Annotated in this window: 22 protein-coding genes and 2 pseudogenes; 13 read left to right on the top strand and 11 right to left on the bottom strand. The window is 70.3% G+C overall.

Translation table 11 applies throughout. From position 1 onward, the window contains the following. Positions 1-161 precede the first annotated feature (161 nt). Positions 162-380, bottom strand: a complete 219-nt coding sequence (locus OG524_RS02235; RefSeq protein ID WP_405392673.1) for an MbtH family protein — start codon at positions 378-380, stop codon at positions 162-164. 634 nt (positions 381-1,014) lie between these two features. Further along, positions 1,015-1,698, bottom strand: a pseudogene (locus tag OG524_RS02240) (aminoglycoside phosphotransferase family protein); the annotation flags it as partial. A gap of 465 nt (positions 1,699-2,163) precedes the next feature. Between OG524_RS02240 and OG524_RS02245 the strand changes: the two are divergent. Next, positions 2,164-3,504 carry an MFS transporter gene (locus OG524_RS02245; protein WP_405808797.1) on the top strand — a complete coding sequence of 447 codons (1,341 nt, stop codon included), beginning with the start codon at positions 2,164-2,166 and terminating at the stop codon, positions 3,502-3,504. Positions 3,505-3,552: 48 nt separating this feature from the next. On the opposite strand, the gene OG524_RS02250 is transcribed toward OG524_RS02245, so the two are convergent. The 3 genes from OG524_RS02250 to OG524_RS02260 all read right to left on the bottom strand — a co-directional run bounded on the left by OG524_RS02250 (position 3,553) and on the right by OG524_RS02260 (position 5,612). Beyond that, positions 3,553-4,197, bottom strand: coding sequence for a DNA alkylation repair protein (locus OG524_RS02250; protein ID WP_405393373.1), 645 nt, complete (start codon positions 4,195-4,197; stop codon positions 3,553-3,555). Positions 4,198-4,257: 60 nt separating this feature from the next. After that, the gene (locus OG524_RS02255; protein ID WP_405392671.1) at positions 4,258-4,932 is read right to left on the bottom strand and encodes a hypothetical protein; all 675 of its coding nucleotides are present in this window, start codon (positions 4,930-4,932) and stop codon (positions 4,258-4,260) included. A gap of 197 nt (positions 4,933-5,129) precedes the next feature. Continuing rightward, positions 5,130-5,612, bottom strand: a complete 483-nt coding sequence (locus OG524_RS02260; RefSeq protein ID WP_405392669.1) for a DedA family protein — start codon at positions 5,610-5,612, stop codon at positions 5,130-5,132. Positions 5,613-6,195: 583 nt separating this feature from the next. Here OG524_RS02260 and OG524_RS02265 point away from each other — a divergent pair. Then, positions 6,196-7,467: an APC family permease gene (locus OG524_RS02265; RefSeq protein WP_405808800.1), complete on the top strand. Its 1,272-nt coding sequence runs from the start codon at positions 6,196-6,198 to the stop codon at positions 7,465-7,467. Positions 7,468-7,695: 228 nt separating this feature from the next. On the opposite strand, the gene OG524_RS02270 is transcribed toward OG524_RS02265, so the two are convergent. After that, complete coding sequence (locus tag OG524_RS02270; RefSeq protein ID WP_405392666.1) at positions 7,696-8,001, bottom strand: PadR family transcriptional regulator; 306 nt, start codon at positions 7,999-8,001, stop codon at positions 7,696-7,698. Positions 8,002-8,373: 372 nt separating this feature from the next. On the opposite strand from OG524_RS02270, the gene OG524_RS02275 reads away from it, so the two are divergent. The 4 genes and pseudogenes from OG524_RS02275 to OG524_RS02290 all read left to right on the top strand — a co-directional run bounded on the left by OG524_RS02275 (position 8,374) and on the right by OG524_RS02290 (position 9,533). Further along, positions 8,374-8,511, top strand: coding sequence for a hypothetical protein (locus OG524_RS02275; protein ID WP_405392665.1), 138 nt, complete (start codon positions 8,374-8,376; stop codon positions 8,509-8,511). A 22-nt stretch (positions 8,512-8,533) separates the two neighbouring features. Continuing rightward, positions 8,534-9,069 (top strand): annotated as a pseudogene (gene pyrF / locus OG524_RS02280) (orotidine-5'-phosphate decarboxylase). Between the two features lie 36 nt (positions 9,070-9,105). Beyond that, a complete protein-coding gene (locus OG524_RS02285) occupies positions 9,106-9,273 on the top strand; it encodes a hypothetical protein (RefSeq protein ID WP_405808802.1) in 168 nt (55 codons plus the stop codon). Continuing rightward, entirely contained in the window at positions 9,270-9,533 is a 264-nt protein-coding gene (locus tag OG524_RS02290; protein WP_405808804.1) for a hypothetical protein, read from the top strand. The genes OG524_RS02285 and OG524_RS02290 overlap by 4 nt, the downstream gene beginning before the upstream one ends. Positions 9,534-9,915: 382 nt before the next feature. Here the strand turns inward: OG524_RS02290 and OG524_RS02295 are convergent, their stop codons facing one another. The 3 genes from OG524_RS02295 to OG524_RS02305 all read right to left on the bottom strand — a co-directional run bounded on the left by OG524_RS02295 (position 9,916) and on the right by OG524_RS02305 (position 11,985). Then, positions 9,916-10,764: a DUF4097 family beta strand repeat-containing protein gene (locus OG524_RS02295; RefSeq protein ID WP_405392661.1), complete on the bottom strand. Its 849-nt coding sequence runs from the start codon at positions 10,762-10,764 to the stop codon at positions 9,916-9,918. Positions 10,765-10,849: 85 nt separating this feature from the next. Next, positions 10,850-11,368 (bottom strand): hypothetical protein, encoded by a 519-nt coding sequence (locus tag OG524_RS02300; RefSeq protein ID WP_405392660.1) that lies wholly within the window; start codon positions 11,366-11,368, stop codon positions 10,850-10,852. 275 nt (positions 11,369-11,643) lie between these two features. Then, positions 11,644-11,985 (bottom strand): hypothetical protein, encoded by a 342-nt coding sequence (locus OG524_RS02305; protein WP_405393371.1) that lies wholly within the window; start codon positions 11,983-11,985, stop codon positions 11,644-11,646. 306 nt (positions 11,986-12,291) lie between these two features. Between OG524_RS02305 and OG524_RS02310 the strand changes: the two genes are divergently transcribed. The 4 genes from OG524_RS02310 (at position 12,292) to glpK (ending at position 15,672) form a co-directional block, all read left to right on the top strand. Beyond that, on the top strand, positions 12,292-12,594 hold the full coding sequence (locus tag OG524_RS02310) for an ArsR/SmtB family transcription factor (RefSeq protein ID WP_405392659.1): 303 nt from the start codon (positions 12,292-12,294) through the stop codon (positions 12,592-12,594). Further along, complete coding sequence (locus OG524_RS02315; protein ID WP_405392658.1) at positions 12,591-12,983, top strand: VOC family protein; 393 nt, start codon at positions 12,591-12,593, stop codon at positions 12,981-12,983. The genes OG524_RS02310 and OG524_RS02315 overlap by 4 nt, the downstream gene beginning before the upstream one ends. Before the next feature lie 298 nt (positions 12,984-13,281). Continuing rightward, positions 13,282-14,127 (top strand): MIP/aquaporin family protein, encoded by an 846-nt coding sequence (locus OG524_RS02320; protein WP_405808805.1) that lies wholly within the window; start codon positions 13,282-13,284, stop codon positions 14,125-14,127. Positions 14,128-14,154: 27 nt separating this feature from the next. Then, the gene (glpK, locus tag OG524_RS02325) at positions 14,155-15,672 is read left to right on the top strand and encodes a glycerol kinase GlpK (RefSeq protein WP_405808806.1); all 1,518 of its coding nucleotides are present in this window, start codon (positions 14,155-14,157) and stop codon (positions 15,670-15,672) included. A gap of 251 nt (positions 15,673-15,923) precedes the next feature. Here the strand turns inward: glpK and OG524_RS02330 are convergent, their stop codons facing one another. Continuing rightward, positions 15,924-16,811, bottom strand: coding sequence for a ScbA/BarX family gamma-butyrolactone biosynthesis protein (locus OG524_RS02330; RefSeq protein ID WP_405392655.1), 888 nt, complete (start codon positions 16,809-16,811; stop codon positions 15,924-15,926). Between the two features lie 171 nt (positions 16,812-16,982). On the opposite strand from OG524_RS02330, the gene OG524_RS02335 reads away from it, so the two are divergent. Continuing rightward, positions 16,983-17,612: a ScbR family autoregulator-binding transcription factor gene (locus OG524_RS02335; protein WP_405808808.1), complete on the top strand. Its 630-nt coding sequence runs from the start codon at positions 16,983-16,985 to the stop codon at positions 17,610-17,612. Positions 17,613-17,694: 82 nt separating this feature from the next. Next, a complete protein-coding gene (locus tag OG524_RS02340) occupies positions 17,695-18,468 on the top strand; it encodes an SDR family NAD(P)-dependent oxidoreductase (RefSeq protein ID WP_405392653.1) in 774 nt (257 codons plus the stop codon). A 48-nt stretch (positions 18,469-18,516) separates the two neighbouring features. Here OG524_RS02340 and OG524_RS02345 read toward each other — a convergent pair whose 3' ends face one another. Then, on the bottom strand, positions 18,517-19,797 hold the full coding sequence (locus OG524_RS02345; protein ID WP_405392652.1) for an IS701 family transposase: 1,281 nt from the start codon (positions 19,795-19,797) through the stop codon (positions 18,517-18,519). A gap of 425 nt (positions 19,798-20,222) precedes the next feature. On the opposite strand from OG524_RS02345, the gene OG524_RS02350 reads away from it, so the two are divergent. Next, on the top strand, positions 20,223-20,837 hold the full coding sequence (locus OG524_RS02350) for a TetR family transcriptional regulator (RefSeq protein WP_405392651.1): 615 nt from the start codon (positions 20,223-20,225) through the stop codon (positions 20,835-20,837). The last annotated feature ends 117 nt before the right edge of the window (positions 20,838-20,954 follow it).

Below are 20,954 nucleotides of genomic sequence, written 5' to 3' on the forward strand. Positions count from 1 at the left end.
TATGCATGCCACATGAAGGCAGCATGAGCACGTACGGCCGAGAAGCGACCGACAGCTGCCCGCGTCTGATCGATTCCGCCCGAACGGGAGCGAATTCGATCAGACGGGAGCACCGGGACACCACCGGCCTGCGGTCGCGCCTTCAACGACCCCTCGCCGGGCTATCCGGCGTCGGCCTCCGTCGCCCGCACCAGTCCGGCGGGCCTCATATCGGTCCAGGCCACCTCGACCGCGTCCAGACATTCCTGACGCGACCCCTCCGGGCCGTCCACGCGCCAGCCGCCCGGGATATCGATATGCGCGGGCCACAGCGAATACTGCTTCTCGCCGTTCACCAGCACCACGAACCGCCCCGACTCATCATCGAAAGGATTGGTCACGACCGTCCCCCATTTGTTCTCACTCTTCCCACGGCATGGTCATCATGTGTTTCCAGGCGTGCCGCACCCGTCATCCCCCGCAGCCACACCGCCGAGCCCCCTCGCGGTGCAATATCGGCCACGCAGATCGGAGATACTTCACGCCTCCGGATACCGGCGGTACACCGTCATCCGAGCCGGGATCCCCGGCTCCCCCGTTCACACCAATCACACTAGAGGACCTTCAGCGGCCGAAGACGCAATTTCAGCCCATTCCTCATGAACGCTCAATCGAACAAGAAAGGAACAGCTGCGCCCGAGACATATGCCCATCGGCCTTCCCCAAAAGTATCCAGCCACCCCATGTCCCGATTGTGCACGTATCGTTGAATACGACCCGTACAAATCCGGATAGCCGCCGGAGTGCGCCCGCTGACTCAATGTCACACGGAGATTTCAACGCGCTCCCATGCGCCGGGTACGCGCCCCGTGCCACGCGTAACCTGCGCCGGACAAGGACGGTGACCGCCGCCTCCGTGGGGCCGCACGACGGCGCGTCAGGGCTGACTTCGCACACACGGAACTGACGGCGTACAGCGGTGAACCGAGGCCGTACGCCGTGCCTCGGCGACCGTCCGGAGGGTGCCGGCCGCCTCTACGCCGACGGACGCTTCGCGGGGACGGGCCGGAGCGCGGCGGGCCGGCGCGCGAGCATGCGTTGACGCATCGCGCCGCTGAGGCCGCTCACACCACCGAGGGAGGCGTGGCCGGCGGTCATCCTGCTGACGACCCCGAGCCGGTGGACGAGCCGTTGCCGGGCGGTCGCGGTGCCCCACTTCCAGTCCCGGTCCGGAATACGGGCCAGGTGATCCGTGCTGTCGCGGCGCGCCCGCTCGACCAGCGCGTCGCCGCGGAGCAGCCAGCCGGCACACGCGTCGGCAAGACCGTCCTGGACCTCGGATCCGGTCCTGGTGCGCCACTCCTCGCGGTAGGCGCGCTCCGCCCGGGCCAGCAGTGGCTCCGCCGCGGAAGTGACACACCAACAGGTCGGGAATCCGATGCGCAGGTAGGCGAGCTCCATCAAGCCGCTGCCCGGTGACGCCTGTTCGAAGTCGATGAATCTGATTCCCGCGTCGGTGTGGAGGTCGTTGCCGGGACGGGGATCCCCGTGGAGAAGGGCATGCCCCGGAGCCTGGCCGAGCCGGTGCACGAGGCCGGCGAGTTCGCCGGGCGCCCCGGACGGGACGGAGACGTCCAGAGTCCCGGCCAGCCGGAGGAAGGACTCGATGTCGGCCTGGTCCGGACCCTGCCACCGGGGAAGCACGCCGGCGTCCTCCGGACGTGATCCCCGGGGCCGTCTCCTGTAGGCCCCCAGCCCTGCCATGGGCCGCCCACGGCATCCGGGCGGCCCATGGGAAAGGCATCACCATTCAAGTCCTGGCGACTCCTCCGCAAGCGGCCACCCGCGTCACGCGGGTCTCGCCCGAACAGGGCGTGCGGTCCGCCTCCGTACGTAGATGCCCCGATCGCTGCACGAGGTGTCCCGAATCATCGATTGCGACACCGGTGAGCGCTCTCCTACACTGCACCGCGTAGAAGTAAGGCAGCCCTAAGCGCTTAGCAGGTCGTGTACACACTCCACGGTGGATTCCCGGGTGCCCGGGCGTCGGTGGACCGTCACCTCCGACACCCGCAACCTGGAGTTCGACGTGCCTGGATACCCTCAGTGGCCGCCGACCGCCGCCGCGCCGCGGTCCGTAATCGGCTTGCCCTCGGCATGCCCACCGGCAGAGAGTCACAGGCCATGAACTCGAAGCTTTCCGCGGTGCTGCCCGACCTCTCGCCCTGGCACTCCTCCCGTGACTTCCGGCTCCTGTGGGGACAGGGGCTGATCACGACGTTCGGCAGTTTCATGGCTCTGGTCGCCCTGCCGCTCCAGATCAAGGACCTGACCGGGTCGCCCCTCGCGGTGGGCGCGATGGGCGCTGTCGAACTGGTGCCGCTGGTGGTCTTCGGGCTGTACGGCGGGGCACTCGCGGACGCGGTGGACCGGCGCAAGGTCATCCTGCTCACCGAGGCCGGGCTCGGGCTGCTGGCGGGCGTCCTGCTGGTGAACGCGATGCTGCCGGAACCGATGCTCTGGCCGCTCTACGTGGTGGCGGCCGGTGTAGCGGCGCTGGCGGGACTCCAGCGGCCCGCGCTGGACTCGCTGCTGGCCAGGATCGTCCCGCACGACCAGCTCGCGGCGGCGGCAGCGCTGAACGCCTTCCGCTGGCAGGCCGGTGCGATCGCCGGACCCGCGCTGGCTGGGCTGGTCGTGGCGTACGCCGGCAATGTTCCCGCGTACGCGACGACGGTGGCCTGCTTCGCCGTGTCGGTGGCGATGTGCCTCCGGCTCGCGCCCGTGCCCCCCGCCGAGAACGCCGACAAGCCGTCCCTGCGCGGCATTGCGGAGGGCGCGCGCTACGCCTGGTCACGCCCGGTCCTGCTGGGCACCTACGCGGTGGACATGGCGGCGATGTTCTTCGCCTTCCCGAACACGATCTTCCCCTTCCTCGCCGACGAGCTGGACGCCGACTGGTCGTTGGGGCTGATGTACGCGGCCGGATCGGTCGGCTCGGTGCTGGTGAGCCTGACCAGTGGCTGGGTGTCCCGGATGCAGCGGCATGGACTGCTGGTGGTGTTCGGCGCCGCCGGCTGGGGCCTGGCCATCGCGGCGGCCGGCTGGATCCCGAACGTCTGGCTGGTGCTGGTGTGCCTGGGCCTCGCCGGCGCGGGGGACATGCTGAGCGGTCTGGGCCGATCGACCATCTGGAACCAGACCATCCCCGACGAACTGCGCGGCCGGCTGGCCGGCATCGAGGTCCTCTCCTACAGCGTCGGCCCGCAACTCGGCCAGGTGCGCGCGGGCGCGATGGCGGGCTGGACCGGAGCCCGCCCGGCGGTCTGGACCGGCGGCCTCGCGTGCGTGGCCACGGTGGGCCTGTTCGCCACGGCGCTGCCCAGGCTCCTGACGTACGACGCCCGGACCGACGAGGACGCACAGCGCCGCCGCACGGCCCACGCCGCCGCGACAGGAGGCGTGCAGGAGACGACGGACACGGGGCCCGCCGTCACACCGGGCGACCGGCTTCCCAGCGCGTAGCCGGTGCAGGAGGGGTACGGGCGTGGGCGTGGACCGTCCTACGTGTCGCTACTCGTCGTGCTGTCGGCGCACCATCTCGGTAATCCAGGTGGGCGCGAACGGAGAGGTGCAGCCCGGGGAGGTCGGATAGTCCTTGAGCACCTCAAGGCGTTCACCGATACCGATCGCACGGACGCGGTACTCGGCGTGCTCGATCCCGATCTGGGCCAGGCAGTGGTTCATCGCCCACTGCAGGCGGTCCGGGGCGTCCTTCATGTCCGCCTCGATGACATCGAGCAGTGCCGCGAGGTCGAGGCCCTCGGGCTTCTTGGCCACGCGTTCGGTGGTCAGCGCCCAGCCGGCACTCGCGACCACCGGATCCGGATCGGCAAACCAGACCGGGCGCAGTTCCTCGGAGTGCGGGTTCTTCTTCACGACGTAGTTCACGAGCCAGTCGTGCACCTTGGGTGTGCGCGCCTGGCGCAGCATGACGTCCAGCTCGTCACGCCCGAAGGCCTTGGGGCGGCAGATCAGGAGCGCCAGCAGTCTCGCCCCGGTGTCGTCCGTCCCCCAGAGTCGGATCGCGAGCTCCTGCTGCGTCTTCAGCCGCTTCGCGAGCGCGCGCAGCTTCCCGAGGTTCACACCGTGATCGTCACCGTGCTTGGCGTTCACCGCGCGTACCTTCGGGTCCTCGAGCTCGGCCAGCTCGGCCATCACCTCGGCCACCGTCGTCCCGGCCACGTCCGCCTCCTGTCCCCATGTGCGGGATTCAGCCTACGACGGACGTCCGGCTCCTGGACTCCGCCAGGAGGCGGCGCAGCTGCGGTCGCCGAGGTCGCCTAGCTGGAGCGGGGCCCGGGACGTCGTGCCGTCGTGGTTCAGCAGCAACTCGACGCTGCCCTTGGTGTAGTCCGGGAACCACACGGCGTACAGCGTCCGGGCACCGTGCGCGACGGTGCCGACACGGCGGACCTCCAGGGGCTTGCCGCCGCAGGTCGCGGAGGTCAACTGCTGGTGGTCGGTGGCGAAGAGCTGAACCCAGCCATCGGTGAAGAGGGTCGCGAGCGGGTGCACCCGCCTCGATTTTCCGATGGCCACGGGTTCGAGGGTGCAGGCTCGCTCGGAGATCCCGGTTTCGGCGGCCGTCGCCCAGCACAGCCGCTGGTCGCGGGTCTCCCAGACAAAGGCGGCGCCGGTCGGCCAGGCCTGGGCCGGCATCAGGCCCTGAGAACCCGGAGCGTCGGTACCCACCGCCCCCGAGGTCATCAGGGTGGCGCGGGTCCGGTTGATCACTTCGGTCAGATCCGGAGGCGAGGGTGCCGGCGAGGCGATCGAGGCGGCGGCGTGGGTGGCCGACGGCCTCGCGGGGCTCCCGTTGCCACCCGAGCAGCCTGTCGAAGCCGTGACCAGTATCGCGGCAGCAAAGGCTGCGCGAAGCTCGTACCCCATGAGCGTTCCTCCCCCGTGTGCGCCTCAGGAGCGGAGCGCCGGCAGAGGATCACATACGGCAGGGTACGGGTCCGGACCCGTACCCTGCCGCCGATTTCGATGCTCGCACCTGCCGCCGCCCTACGGATCCCGTCCGGGGAGAGTTGAGGTCGCGCGTACATCTCGCCCGGCGCGGAATCCGCCTTGCGGGACGGGGTTCACGATGCGTCGGCCGTGGTGTCGGCGGAGGAGGGGACCGCCCTCCTTCTGCGGTACACCACGACCCCGCACACCGCGAAGAGGATGACGGCCACGGCGGACACCCCGAGGGCCGTCCGCTCGGCGAAGAGCCTGCCCAGCACTTCGAGCACGCCGAGCCCCGCGGTCGCGTAGATCAGCGCCCAGGCCGCTCCGCCCACGAGCAGGGCAGGGAGGTAGCGCGGCAACGGCATACGCATGCTGCCCGCGAGAAAGTTGGCGGCGGTCTGGAAGCCGACGGTCAGGAAGGAGACGGCCACCACCGGCGCGCCCCACCGCTGGATTGCCCGCTCGGCGCGCCGGAACTTCGCCGAGGAGATCCTCCCGGCGAGCCTGCTGCGCCGGGCACCGGCGCCGGCGAGCCACCCGACGGCGAACGTCCCTCCGGCACGGAGCAGGACGATGGCGTACAGGGCTCCGGCCGTGAGCGCGATCTTATCCACGACGCCTCGTCCCGGGCACCGGGCCGAAACCCGCGTCCCCCGTTACCCGCATGGTCGGTCCCGCCCCGCCGGGCGCACGACGCGCACGAGCCCGGTCACCGTTTCTCACCTGTGCCCCGCCTCTGCTGATCTGTCCGCTGGGTTCCCACCTGCGGCACCGGAACCCGCACGCCCGGGCCCCCACGCCAGGCAAGGTCAGCCTAACCGAACGTGCATACAGCGGACACAGGGCACCTGGTTGCCCGGGGAGCGACAGGTGCGCGCCCACCGGGCTGCTCGGTCACATGCACCTGTGGCTTAGCGGCTCAGTTGGCCAGGCCATTCCGACGCCAAGGCTCTTCGAGAGGGGCGGAGGCGTCGAGGACCACGTCGTCGGCTTGGCGGGTGAGCGTGCTCGGTGGCGTGCGATCGGCCACGGCGTCTGGCTCCTGCGGGCCTCCGTGTTCGTGGGACCGGGGCTGGGGCTGAGGCTTTCGCTGAGGGCGGTCTCCTGAGGTGCGGTGACGGAGGTGCGTCCGCTCATATATCGTCAGCCGATATCGGAGTCCGTTAGAGATGCGCTGTGTTGCCGAGGAGTGGATCCATGAGCAGGTCATCGACGGGCGCCGGGCCGCAGGAGCTGCGTCGGCGGCTGGGGGTGTCCGACGCCGTGGTGATCGGCCTGGGGTCGATGATCGGTGCGGGGATCTTCGCCGCACTCGCACCGGCCGCGCACGCGGCCGGCTCCGGGCTGCTGATCAGCCTGGCCCTGGCCGCGGTGGTCGCGTACTGCAACGCCACCTCCTCCGCCCGGCTCGCCGCCCGCTACCCGGCCTCGGGCGGAACCTACGTCTACGGCCGCGAGCGGCTCGGTGATTTCTGGGGCTACCTCGCCGGGTGGGCGTTCGTGGTGGGCAAGACCGCTTCGTGCGCGGCCATGGCCCTCACGGTGGGCTCGTACATATGGCCCGGCCAGGAACACGCGGTCGCGGTCGCGGCGGTGGTGGCGCTGACTGCGGTGAACTACGCCGGGGTGCAGAAGTCGGCGATGTTGACCCGGGTGATCGTGGCCGTGGTCCTGGCGGTGCTTGCCGCCGTGGTGGTCGCCGCTCTGACCTCCTCCGCGGCGGCCGCGGCCCGGCTCGCCATCGGGGACGACGCGACCTTCGGCGGGATGCTCCAGGCGGCGGGCCTGCTGTTCTTCGCCTTCGCCGGATACGCGCGCATCGCCACTCTCGGCGAGGAGGTCCGCGATCCGCAGCGCACCATCCCCCGGGGTATTTCGATCGCGCTCGGTATCACCCTGGCCGTCTACGCCGTCGTCGGCGTGTCCGTGCTGAGCGTCCTCGGCCCGCAGGGTCTGGCGCAGGCCGCCGCGCCCCTGTCGGACGCGGCCCGGGCGGCGGGCGCCGACTGGCTGGTGCCGGTCGTGCGCGTCGGTGGGGCGGTGGCCGCGCTCGGCTCGCTGCTCGCGCTGATCCTGGGCGTCTCACGCACCACTTTGGCCATGGCCCGCGACCGGCACCTGCCCCATGGTCTGGCTGCGGTCCACCCGAAGTTCAAGGTGCCGCACCGGGCCGAGCTCCTGGTGGGCGCGGTGGTGGCCGTGGTCGCCGCGACGACCGACGTACGCGGGGCGATCGGGTTCTCCTCCTTCGGCGTCCTGGCCTACTACGCCGTCGCCAACGCCTCCGCCTGGACCCTCACCCCGGACGAGGGCCGCCCGGCAAGGGTGATCCCTGTCCTCGGGCTGACCGGCTGCCTCGTCCTGGCGTTCGCCCTCCCGGTGTCCTCGGTGATCTGGGGTGCCGCGGTCCTGGCCCTCGGCGCCGCCGCCTACGGGGTCCGGCGCGCGGTGGCCGCACGCACACCGTGACCCGGCGGTCGGACGGTCATCCGGCCGGTGCGGCGGAGGCGGGTCAGCGCCAGGCTGCCGATGAACACACCGCCCGGACCCGGCGGGACGGCTCCGACGAGCCGGTTGCCGGTGCCGGGCCCCCGCGGGAGGTGGCCGGGTGCAGCACCGCGAGGACCGTTGCGGCCATCCCCACGGCGATGGCCGAATCCGGCCTGGTGACCCCGCGCGCCGCCGACCGGCCAGGCGCTACGGCGCGCCGTCGCCCAGTACCTCGCGGGCCAGCTCCTTGAGTGCCCGACGGTCCTCGGCCAGGGCCTTCTTCCCGGCCTCGGTCGCCCGGTAGACGCGCCGGGTGCGGCCGTCGACCACCCGCTGCTCGGAGACCAGCAGCCCGTCCGCCTCCAGCCGGTGCAGTGTCGGGTACAGGGTGCCGGGGCTGATCCGGTAGCCGTGGGAAGCCAGTTCCTCGGTCATCCACGCCCCGTGGATCTCCTCCTCGGCCGCATGGTGCAGGATGTGCAGCCGCACCGCACCCCGCTGGAACTCCCGCACCTGGACACCTCCGACAGTGACGAAACCGATATCGGTATCCGATCCTACGTGGAGCGGCACTCGCGTGTACGCGGCCCGAGCGCCAGGACGGCAAGCACGGCCTGCGCCTCCCCCCTCCCCGTTTCCGGGGACGAATCCGAAGCCCCAGCCTGAAACGCGGTGCCGGCAAGGGCGCTCGATCTCGCCCGCCAGCAAGAGGAGTCCGGCCCCGTCCGCTCCGTCTCCGCCTGCGCGCCGGAGAAGGCGGCACGAATTCGGGAGAACCACCACCGAACACTCCCCCATCACCGCCTGCGGCCACCTTCAACGTTCGCACCGGCCAACTACGGCGCCAGGTCACAGCACCGGTGTCGCTTGGGCGACAATGGCGCCGTGGAATCAAACAGTCGGATCATCGTCGCTCTGGATTTCGACAACCGCCGGGACGCCGAGAAGATCGTCGACCGGCTGGGTGACGAGTGCCGCGTCTACAAGGTCGGGGCTGGAGCTACTCACCGCGGCAGGACCTGACCTGATCGAACGGCTCGTGGCCATGGGCAAGGACGTGTTCCTGGACCTGAAGCTCTTCGAGATCCCGAACTCCGTGGCCGGTGCGGTCCGCGCCGCCGGCGCCCTGGGTGCCTCCATGGTGACGTCCACAGCATGGGTGGCACCGGCATCATGGCCGCCGCCGTGGCTACGGCCCGCGACTACCCGCGCCTTCGAGTGCTCGCCCTGACCGTCGTCACCAGCATGACCGGCTCCGACCTCGCCGACATCGGCGTCGAGGTCTCGCCCCAGGCGCAGGTGCTGCGGCTGGCCCGGCTGGCGGAAGGCGCCGGATGCCACGGGGTGATCGCATCGCCGCAGGAAGCCGCGCGGCTGCGTGGCGTACTGGGACCGGACAGCCTGATCGTCACACCGGGAGTCACGCTTCCCGGTGAATCCCCGGCCGAGCACGCCCGCTCCGGCACTCCGCGTGCCGCCATCACCGCCGGTGCCTCCCATGTCGTCGTGGGCCGGACCGTCACCCGTGCCGCGGACCCGGTGGCCGCGCTGCGGCTCGTCCGCGCCGACCTTGACGGGTGAGCATGGCAGGCGGAGGGGAACAGGCATACCGAGCTGGTGGATTCGGAGTCCGTGGTCGACCGGTCGAGCGCTCGCGCCTACGTCGGCCTGCGCGAAGGACGGCTCGCCGCGCGGGACGTGATCGAGCTTTCGTGTGAACTGATGGATCAGGGGCGCGAGTTCGATGCCGCGCGGGAGGTGGTGGAGCGGCACCCGCTCACGTGACCGCACAGGAGACGGCCGACCTGGCCGGGCGGATACTGACGTGGACGTGTTTCGATCCCGGCTTCGACCTGGCGCCCGAGCGACTGGACGTGCTGCGCCTCGCGCTGCGGACCGTGGCCGGTGACCTGCCCGCAGCGGGCATCGTCGGCGAACCGCGGCTGGTGGTCAGGGAGCGCCTCTTCCCCTTGGCAGCGAGGGTGGTACTGGCTGACGGACGGCGGCTCGACGGCGAGGGCAGTCCGCACCCGTGCAACGGGTAACGACCTGGTCGGTGCCGTCGCGGCGGTGGCGCGCGCAGTCCACGAGGACCTGCTGCGGCAGACCTGGCACGTGTGGCCGAAGTGCGCCGACCACGGCTTGGGCATGCACGTCGTCGAGGCCGGGGACACGGTGGTGGTGTGCGGGCACGGACAGCCACGCACCGGCCCGCGTAACTGCGCCTCGGCGACCCCGCCCCGAGTCGGCGGGGCCCGACCGTTCCGCCTGACCATCCCGCCGACCTGGCCCTCGACCACTCGCGTGGCCCAGCCGCTCCACTCGCCCCGGCCCGCCCCACAGGCACTCGTACGCCGAGGCCGGGACACCTCCTCTGACCTCACGGCCCGATCCGCCGGCGCCGAGGCGGCTCCGCCCGAAAGGCGCTCAGACCTTTGCGCGGCGGATGTCGATGTTGCCGTGCCGGGTGCGGGCGCGGATCTTCACGGTGTCCTCGGCCTTCTCCGGGCCCTCGGACGCGGTGAGCGTATTGCGCACCTGGCCGGATCCGGAGCTGACGTCGAGCCAGGCAGCCGTGCCCTCACGGACGCCGAGCTCGATCGCGCCGTAGTTGGTCTCCAGTTGGACGGTGCCTCGGGCCACTTCGTACACGCGCAGGGTGCCGTGGGCGGTGGTGGCGGTGACCGAGTCCTCGGCGCGCCGGATCTCGACGTCACCGTTGGCGCCGCTCACCCGCAGCTCGCCGGTCGCGGCGCCGACGGTCGTGGTGCCGTGCGAGTTCTTCAGGACCGCGGGGCCGTCGACGAGGCCCACGCGCAGGCTGCCGGAACTGGTGGTGATCTCGGCCGTGCCCTCGACCCGGTCCACGGTGATCGAGCCGTGCGAGGCGGTCAGCTTCAGCGGGCCGGTCGTGTCGAGGCGTACGTCGCCGGACGAGGTCTTCACGCGGACCTCGCCGAGCCGGCCCTCGCCGAGCACCTGCGCCCAGGCGCCGGTCATGTCGACGCGCGAGCCCGTGGGCAGTTCGACGGTCACGTCGACCGTGCCGGTGCGGCCGAGACCGAGCAGACCGGCCTTGGGCGTCCTGACGGTCAGTACGCCACTCGCGTACGTGACATCGGTCTGGTCGGCCGCCCGTACGTCCTGGTCCTTCTTCGGGTCGCGGGGCCGCACCTCGACGACGGTGTCGAGGCGGTCGCCCGCCGTGAACTGGATGGAACCGGCCTCCACGTGCGCCGTGGCCGAGATCGGTTCGGGGGTGTCGAAAGAAGGCATGGCTGTCCCGTCCTCTTGGGTCTTCGGATCGTCCCCGCTGGTGGGACGTGATGTGGGCGAAGTGGTGCGGGCTGGCGGTACGCGGTCAGCGCACCCAGCCCGTGAAGCTCTGTCCGATGGTCTGCGCCTTCTCCGTCGTACGCGGTCGGGTGCCGCCGTCGACCGCGCCCGCCACCGCGCGCACCAGCCACGCGTTGACCGACAGGCCCTCGCGGGCCGCGGCCTCCTCGGCACGGACCTTGAGGTGGGCCGGCAGACGAAGGTTGACGCGAGCGGTGCCGCCCTCGTCGCCGTCGGCAGGGGCCGGGGCCCTGAGCGGCTCGGCGGGCGCGACCGGCTCCGCCGGGACGCCACCGTCGGTGGGCGGCGGTGTCACCACGAAGTCGGGGTCGAGCCCACGCAGCCGTACGTCGACCGAGCCGGGGGCGAGTTCGCGGGTGATCTCGTCCGCGGCGGCGGAAAGCACGTTGAGCATGGCCAGCCGGGTCGCCGACTCCAGCGGAGCGGTGAGCCTCGCTGCCAGCTCGCGGGCTTCGTCACCGCCGGCTTCGGCGGCCACCGCGAGGTCGCGGCGGAGGGTGTCGATATACGGCGTGAGGTCCATGACGCCATGATGGCACCATATTGGCTCACCATGCAAGTCACCTAGTGGCACAGTCGGGCCGCCGCGCGGAAAAATCTCCCTGACCTGCACAAACATGATGACACCCATCCGGAGGACATATGGCACCACACACTGCCAGACACGCAAGGACGCCCGAGTGGCGCCAGGTGGCACCAATCCGCGCCACCCGACACCGCGCCGTCGCGCAGCGTCTCACGCGCACCACCGGGCGGGACGTCGGCCAGATCCGGGTGACCGGCGGTGCCCGAGGCGCGTCAGCCGCGCGCGGCACCCTTCGCGCGGGCGACCTTGCGGGCCCACAGGACCAGGGGAATCTGCAAGGGCAGCCGACCGAAGGCCGCGGCCCGCGGAACCGCCGGGCACCGGCGCCGGTCGACGGCCATCTGGACATTCGCGGGAAACACGCCGACGAGGAAACCGGCGGTCGCGCGGGCCGCCGCACGCCGGGTCCGGGGGTGCACGAGTCCGGCGGCGAGCGCACACCCGACCACTCCGCTCGCGTACGTCCACGTACGCGGCGCACCGGACAGGACCCTCGGCACCATCGGGTCGAACTCCCTGGGAACCGTGAAGTGCAGCAGCCCGGCTCCGGCCATCAGTCCAGCGAGGAGAAGAGGGAGCCCGTGGTCCGGGGCATGGATCACCTTCGATCCGCCGGCAACAACACTTACCCGAGAGTAAGTTACGGGAGGGGCGGAGCGGCCGACTTCTCCCGTCTTCGAAGCACACCGTCACCCTGCCTCGGTACGACCGGGCTCACGCGCGACCGATCAGCGGCGACCGGAGCGGCCAGGACCCGGACCGGCGCCCAGGCCGAGCCGGACGCTCCCACTCCGACAGCGCCCCTCGGCATCCGCCCGCTCCCGACCTGACAGGCAAGAATGGTTGCCTGTCCTGTGGCCGTGGCCGACGACCTCTTCAAAGCCTTGGCCGACCCCACCCGCCGCACCATCCTCGACGAGCTCAGCGAGAGGTCCGGACAGACACTGTTCGAGATCTGCGCGCGACTGAGCATGAAGCACCAGCCCGGCATCTCGCGCCAGGGGGCCTCCCAGCGCCTGGCCGTACTGGAGGCCGCCGGGCTCGTCGAGACCAGGCGGGAGGGCCGCTACAAGTTCCACGACATGAACACGGCCCAGTTGCGGCAGATCGCCGAGCGATGGCCCGTGCGCGGCACATCCGGACCGAAGGAGAACATCCCATGAAGATCCACCTGACCAGTGTCTTCGTCGACGACCAGGTCAAGGCCCTGCACTTCTACACCGAGATCCTCGGCTTCGTGAAGAAGCACGACGTACCGGTGGGCGAGAAGGACCGGTGGCTCACCGTCGTCTCCCGCGACGAGCCCGGCGGCACCGAACTCCTCCTGGAGCCCGCCGGCCACCCGGCCGTCAAGACCTACCGGGACACTCTCGTCGACGACGGCATCCCGCTCGCCCAGTTCGCCGTCGAAGACGTGGCCGCGGAGTACGAACGCCTGCGGGGCCTCGGTGTCCGCTTCACCCAGGAACCCCTGGAGATGGGCCCCGTCACCACCGCCGTGTTCGACGACACCTGCGGCAACCTGATCCAGATCGCGACACAGCCTCGGTAGGCGGCCGGACGCACACGGGCGCCGGATGCCCCACCCACGGGTTCCGGCCAGCCCGGATCCGTACGGCGGCGTCCGGGGAGACCGAGCGGTGGCCCGCCCGTCGCGTGCGGCCGGCGGCGAGCACCGTGTCCGGGGGCCGCGAGGTCACCGGTCAGGGCGTCTCCGAAGGCCCGGCGATGCGGCCGAGCGGCTGACAGAAGTAAATCGCCCTGATATGCACACTTATGCGAAGCGCCCTAGCCTGCTCGTATTGCTCGGGTAGTCGACAGCCGGTCCTGCCGGCGGAGGGCGAGCTTCCATGGCTGGGCGGCGTACAGGGTCCGGATTGCTGGGCGAGTTGTCGGCCGAGTTCGCGGGCACGATGATCCTCATCCTCTTCGGGTGCGGTGTGGTGGCCCAGGTGGCCGCCGGCGGGGCGCTGACGGATCCGCCCGGCGGGCTCGGGGACCACGACAGCATCGCCTGGGCGTGGGGGCTGGGTGTCACCCTGGGCGTCTACGTGGCGGCACGGCTGAGTGGAGCCCATCTCAACCCCGCGGTGACCGTCGCGCTCGCCGCGTTCAAGGGGTTCGCATGGGGCAAGGTGGCTCCGTACGCACTCGCCCAGACGGCCGGGGCGTTCGTGGCCGCCCTCCTCGTCCGCTGGAACTACAGCGAGGCGCTGGCCAAGGCCGACCCGGGACACACCGTCAAGACCCAGACGGTGTTCTCGACGCTCCCCGCCAACGGCAACCCCGCCCTGCCGGTCCATGAATGGGGCGCGTTCCGCGACCAGGTCATCGGCACCGCCATCCTGCTGCTGCTGATCATGGCCATCACCGACATGCTGAACACACCGCCCGGCGCCAATCTGGGCCCTTTCGTCATCGGCCTGGTCGTGGTGGCGATCGGGATGGCCTGGGGAACCAACGCCGGGTACGCGATCAACCCGGCCCGGGACTTCGGCCCCCGGCTGGCGAGCTTCATCACCGGGTACGGCGGAGCGTGGCGGGACCAGTACGGAAACCTCTACTTCTGGGTACCCATCGTGGCCCCGCTGATCGGCGGTCTGCTCGGCGCGGGTCTGTACAAGGCCATGATCGGCCGGTTCCTGCCTTCCGCGGTACCCGAACCGCCGGGACGTGTTCCCGCCCCCAACGACTGACCACCCCGGCCGGAGAGGTGACACATCATGGCGGACTTCATCGGCGCGGTGGACCAAGGGACCACCAGCACCCGATTCATGATCTTCGACCACGGCGGCAACGCGGTCGCCAAGCACCAGTTGGAGCACGCGCAGATCCTCCCGCGCTCCGGCTGGGTGGAGCACGACCCGGTGGAGATCTGGGAGCGCACCAACTCGGTGATGCAGAACGCCCTCCGGTACGGCGGCCTGTCGGCGGCCGACCTGGCGGCGATCGGCATCACCAACCAGCGTGAGACCACGGTGGTCTGGGACCCGCGCAACGGCCGGCCCTACTACAACGCCATCGTGTGGCAGGACACCCGGACCGACGCCATCGCGGCGAACCTCGAACGCACGGGCAAGGGCGACGTCATCCGCCGCAAGGCCGGGCTGCCGCCGGCGACCTACTTCTCCGCCGGAAAGATCCAGTGGATCCTGGAGAACGTCGACGGTGTACGGGAAGCGGCGGAAGGCGGCCACGCGCTCTTCGGCAACACGGACGCCTGGGTCCTGTGGAACCTCACCGGCGGTCCTGACGGCGGCATCCACGCCACCGACGTGACCAACGCGAGCCGTACCATGCTGATGAACCTGGAGACCCTCGACTGGGACGACGAACTCCTGGGCTTCTTCGGCATCCCCCGGGCCATGCTCCCCAAGATCAACCCCTCGTCGCACCCGGAGGCGTACGGATCGACCCGGACATCGAGGCCGCTACGGGCGGCCATCCCCATCGGCGGCGTCCTCGGCGACCAGCAGGCGGCCACGGTCGGGCAGGTCTGCTTCTCGCCGGGCGAGGCCAAGAACACCTACGGCACGGGCAACTTCCTGGTGCTCAACACCGGTACGGAACTGGTCCGTTCCCAGCACGGTCTCCTCACCACCGTGGCGTACCAGTTCGGCGACAGCCCGGTGGTCTACGCGCTGGAGGGCTCCATCGCCGTGACCGGCTCCGCGGTGCAGTGGCTGCGCGACCAGATGAAGATCATCAAGTCCGCGGCCGAGAGCGAGGAACTCGCCCGTACGGTCGAGGACAACGGCGGAATGTACTTCGTGCCCGCGTTCTCGGGTCTGTTCGCGCCGTACTGGCGTTCCGACGCCCGGGGGGCGATCGTCGGCCTGGCCAGGTACAACGACAACGCCCACCTGGCACGGGCGACCCTGGAAGCGATCTGTTACCAGAGCCGCGATGTGGTCGAGGCGATGGAGCGGGACTCCGGCGTCCACCTCGACGTGCTCAAGGTCGACGGTGGTGTCACCGCCAACGACCTCTGCATGCAGATCCAGGCGGACGTCCTCGGCGTCCCCGTCAGCCGTCCCGTCGTCGCGGAGACGACGGCGCTCGGCGCCGCCTACGCGGCGGGGCTCGCCACGGGCTTCTGGCAGAACACCGACGAACTGCGCACCCACTGGGACGAGTCCAAGCGGTGGTCCCCCCAGTGGTCCGAGGAAGAGCGCGCGGAGGGCTACGCGGGCTGGAAGAGGGCGGTGGAGCGCACACTCGACTGGGTGAACGTCCCCTAGCCGGCCCGCCTCTGCCGATTTCCGTGAGAGCTCGGCCCACCCTCCGGGCGGCCGGGCGCCGTCCACTCCCCACGCCCGGCCCCGACCGGAACAGAGCACCGGCACCGGCGGCCAGACTTCGGCCCCCGGCGCCGGTGCTCCGTTCCACTCCGTCCCGTTCCGGCCATGATCCGTGCGCGGACGCTTCGCGATCTCCCGGTCCGCGACCGCACTCGATCAGGCCAGGCCTGCGGCAGTCTCACCGGGCGGGGTCAGGTGCGCTCGGCCGCGGTGACGCGGACGGAGAAGACTTCCTGCCCGTTCTGGTGACCGGTGACCAGGGTGCTGATGATGCCGAGTTCCCTCCTGCGCACCGGGACGGACTCGATGAAGCACGGGGCATCCAGCTCGACGTACCGCGTGAAATGCGCGTCGAAGCTGGTGGGCAGCGTCTCGGCCGCACCCGACTCGGCATGGGCTGCCTGCGCGGCCGCCTCCAGCAGGAGAAAGCCCGGGACGTGGTCGTGATCGTGGTCGAAGAAGACACGGTTCGTCACATCGACCCTCAGCTGCCACCGATGGGGTTCACCGAGCGGAGTCAGGGCGGCGAAGTCGAGCGGGGTCTGGTCGCCGCGTACGGCGGGGTCGAGAGCCGGACCGAGAGGCAGGGCATGGAGGGTCGCGGTCCTGGCGTCGGCGTGGGTCCCTCTCAGCCGGTCGTAGATGGCCGGAGGATGCGCGATGTAGCGGACCCTCGCTATCCCCAGGGGTTCGTCGTCACGCGTGACCATGATCTGCGCGGTGAGTCTCGCGGAGCCCCGGCTGCGTCGCTCCACCTCCGTGTGAGTGATCGTCAGGCGAACGGTGCCCGGACCCGGGCGTGCGTCCAGTGCCGCGGTGACGACGGAGGTGTCGAAGGTCTCCCACCCCAAGCGGTGGTCCAGCGGCACTCCGTGGACCGTGTGGGACAGCATCGTCAGTGCCTGACGGATCGTCTCGGCGAGGAGTAACGGGTGGTAGACGTCGCGGTGCGAGGTGTATAAGGCGTGGTGCGAGGGCCATGCGGCGAGAACGGTATGGGACACACCGTCGCCGTGACTGCCCCAGCCGGTGAGGAATACCTGGTCGGTAAGTGCCTTGCGAGCCAGATGTGTTGACACCGGCTGGATACTGACGGTGGGCATGATTGAGCCAGTCGTGACTGTCATTCGGGTTCCCCCCGGAAGCCGTACGGTCGTTGGGCGGGTCAGCTACAACGCACTCGTTCGAGTCATCGCATGAAGTAACATAGAGATTACTATTTTCATTGTCGAGGGGTAGTGGAGACCTGTGTGGCACCACGCGAGTTGAAGCAGCAGCGCAGCACGCGCACCCGCGCCGCCATCCTGAGGGCCGGCGCCGAGGTGTTCGCCGAGGCGGGTTTCGCGGGTGCGAGCGTCAGCCGCATCGCCCGCCGCGCCGACCTCACGCTGGGCGCGCTCTACTTCCACTTCCAGTCGAAGGAAGAGCTGGCCCGGGAGATCATGCGCGCCCAGCCGACGCAGGTCCCGGTGGCTCCCGACGCACGTGGCCTCCAGGCGGCGGTCGACACCTCGGTCCTGTGGGCCACCCGCCTCCTGGAGGATCCCGTACTGCTCGCGGGAGCCAGGCTGGTGATGGATCAGGAGTACTTCGTCGATCCGCACGAGATCAATTCGTACCAGCAGTGGGTGGACGTGCTGCTTCCGTTCCTGCACGAGGCCGCCGACAACGGCGACTTGAGGGACGAGGTGGCCCCGGAGGCGCTGGCGCGGCTCGTGGTCAACGCGGTGACCGGTCTCCAGATGAACGAACAGCTCTCCACCGGGCGACGTCATCTCCCGGACAGAGTCAGGGAGATGTGGCAGTTCCTGCTGCCGCTGATAGCGACCGGGAAGAGCACCGTGCACATCGCCGAACCCCTGCGGCCGTCCGGCACGTGACCGTGCGGTGAACGCGCGAAGCCGCTGATTCCGGCTTGTTCGCAGGAGTCCACGAAGGGGCCCCGTACGGTTGGATCTGCCCATGGATAACGTTTCTGGGATGTTACCGGGCAGGACAGTCATGATCACGGGAGCCTCGGGGGGCATCGGGGCGGCCGCCGCCCGGCTCTTCGCCGACGAGGGCGCCTCCGTCGTCCTGATGGCACGCCGCAAGGACCGGCTGGAGACTCTGGCCGAGGAGGTCAACGCCGCAGGGGGCCGCGCGATATCGGTTCCCGGGGATGTACGACGACCTGACGACGTGGCCCGGGCGGTCGCGCGGGCCGTGGAGGATTTCGGCAGCCTCGACGCCGCGTTCAACAACGCCGGCTGGGGTTCGGTGGGCGCCGTTCTTCACGAACTGGACGACAGTGCTTACGACATGGCGATGGACGTGAACGTACGGGGAGTCTGGAACTGCATGCGTGCGCAGATTCCCGTCATGCTCGGCCAGAAGGACGGCGGTGCCGTCGTCAACATGTCGAGCGTCGCCGGACACTCCGCGACCGGGGCGAGCGCACCCTACGTAGCGGCCAAGCACGCAGTCCTCGGGCTCACCCGGGCGGCCGCCGCCGAGTACGGCGACAGGGGGGTACGGGTGAACGCGCTCATGGCGGGCAGCACCCGTACCGACCTGCTGGAGCCCTACATCGCGAACGCCCCCGAAGTCGAGGTGGGGATGACCCGGAGGGCGATACAGAAGCGGCTCGCCGACCCGTACGAGGTCGCGCAGGTCGCCGCGTGGCTCTGCAGCGACCGCGCCTCGTTCGTCACCGGCGGTGCCGTTCCGGTCGACGGGGGCTGGAGCGCGGTGTGACCGCCGGCCGAGGCTTCAGGGCCGGAGGGCGGGGCTCCGCGGTGCCGCTCACGACCTTCGGCCCGGTGCGGACAGGGCGCCCGCGCGTGCCGGTTGCGGCAATCGGGGCGGTGGGGCGAGGGGCCCGTCGTGGAGCCAGGCCGCGTTCGGTCCTGCGGAGGCCTTCGGTGCCGGCTCGGCCTCGGCCAGCCTGCTGTACGCACAGGCGGCGGACACCAGCGTCACGTTGCGATGCCAGCCCGGGAACGACCTGCCCTCGAAATCCTGGAGGCCGAAGCTTCCTTCCATGCGGCGCAACGCGCCCGGCGTCCAGGCATGGGCCCCGGCCAGCTCCATCAGCTCTTCCACGGGCCGGTGCACCAGGGTGGTCATCCAGAGCGACGGCGCTCCCCGGCCGTCGGCCCGGTATTCGGCGAACAGCCGGCAGAAGCGCTGGGCACGGGGCCCGCGCGGCAGACTGGCCACGGCGGTCACGATGCGTTTCGCTCCTGCCGCGCCGCCGTGCGGGGAGGCCAGAACGGTACGCAGGACCTCGCCGTGGGCATCGAGGAAGCGGCGTGCGCTCACCAGGGGGGCGGCATCGATCCCGCGCGCGCCCTGGTTCACCAGCGGAAGCACCACCGGCAGCGTGTCGGGGACGGTCACGACGAAGTCGTGACCGCGCTGCCGCAATCCGTGCAGCAGCCGGTCAGGCTGCTCGTACGCCCGTAGGTCCGCCACCAGGGGCAGGGGGGTGGGGAGGGAGGGGGCCAGGGTGTCCGCCAGGTCGAGGATGTGCACCCACTCGGGGACCGGCTGCACCGACTCCGGGATGCGTGCGCGGCGGCGCAGGCGTTCGTCGGACCACTCGCCGGGAAGGTGCAGGCGCCAGTCGACGGGGATCTGCACACGCCCGGCTGCCAGGAACAGCCCTGTAGCCACTTGGCAGTTGACGGACCGTCCCGCCACGGGGTCGAAGCGGCGGTGCACGCCGCATGACTGATTCCCGCGTTTGGGCACGACGGCGGTGCCGACGGTCCAAGCCGTCGGCCTCAGCCGCCGCTCGGTCCAGCGGGTCAACTCGGCACGGGCGGGCTGCCATTCCCACGGGCTGGCGTTGACGAACCGGTGCATCGACTGGGAGGCGGTCGGCGAGTCGGTCACCGCGGCCGCGAGACTGCGTACGGACTTCCTGCCCGACACGGCGAGCAGGCCGAGTAAGTAGGCTGCGGCCCAGCGGCGTTGATCCGCTCTGGGCAGATGTGTGAAGACCTGATCGGCGAACTGGGTGACCTTCCGTCCGGCTGCGAGGACGGATGTGTGGTCTGACTCGTATACGGGGCCGGTCATGGTGTTCCCCTCTTTGACGGCTCAGGGCGACCAAAGAATAATAGAGTTCGCTATTCTTTTATCGCATTGAACCAGCCAACCCCGACGACACGACCACCCGGCACCCCCTCTCCCCCACACCACGTACATGAACCAGCCAACCCGAATCACCTCCCTTGATGTGGCTGACCTGCGGCTGCACACTGTCCGCCACGACAACCGGACACCGGGATCGGCCCATAGTCGCGGTCCGTGCGACGGACTCCACCGGTGCGGCCCTCCCACGGGCGGCTTCGCAGCCGTGCACCACGGGACAGCACCGGCCGGACTCGGCCCGCCTCGCGGAACGCGGTGGCGCCCCACCCGCGGCGTGTCACCGCGCCTGGGGCGGCGACGGAAGGCGGCGACCTCTTTCCCATGGCCGACAAGCACAGGCGGAGACACGCATGGTGAGGCAGGAACGTGCCGTACGCACCCGGCAGGCGTTGTTGGACGCCGCCGCGGAGGAGTTCGACCGGCATGGTTACGAGGGAACCTCGCTCAACCGGGTCTGCCGCGCCGCCGGAATCACCATCGGCGCCTTGACCTTTCACTTCTCGACCAAGGCCGAGCTGGCGGACGCCGTTCAGTCGCAGGGGCGGATCATCACCCGGGCGGCGCTGGACAGCATGCCGGCCCGCCCGGCTCCCGCGCTTCACCGTGCCATCGACCTCATGCTCGAACTCGCCCGGTTACTGGAGGCGGAGTCGACCGTGCGCTCCGCGGCCCGGCTGAGCCGGGAGCGCCCGGAGCAAAACCTGTCGTGGACGGCCTCCTGGATGATCTCTGCGCAGGATCTGTTCGAAGACGCCTATCTGCAGGGCCAGTTGAACGCGGGGGTGCGTCCCGCGTCACTGGTGTCGCTGTCGACGTACCTCACGGTCGGGGTCGAGTGCCGTGCACGCGCCGAACATGAGGACCCGCCGGCCAGGGACCGCGAACCGAGCACGGCCGACGAGCTCAAGCAGGTCTGGGACATGATCCAGTACGGCATCTGTCGTCCCCCGGCCTCCGGACCCTGATCGATCAAAGATGCCAGCCATTCGTATTGCAGTGCGAAATCGGTGGACGATTTAGGCAAGTCGGCATTGCCGCCCCGGACCGCGACCCGGATTGTGGACACCGCGAACGACACACCT

Source organism: Streptomyces sp. NBC_01520 (assembly GCF_045040375.1).
Lineage (GTDB): Bacteria > Actinomycetota > Actinomycetes > Streptomycetales > Streptomycetaceae > Streptomyces.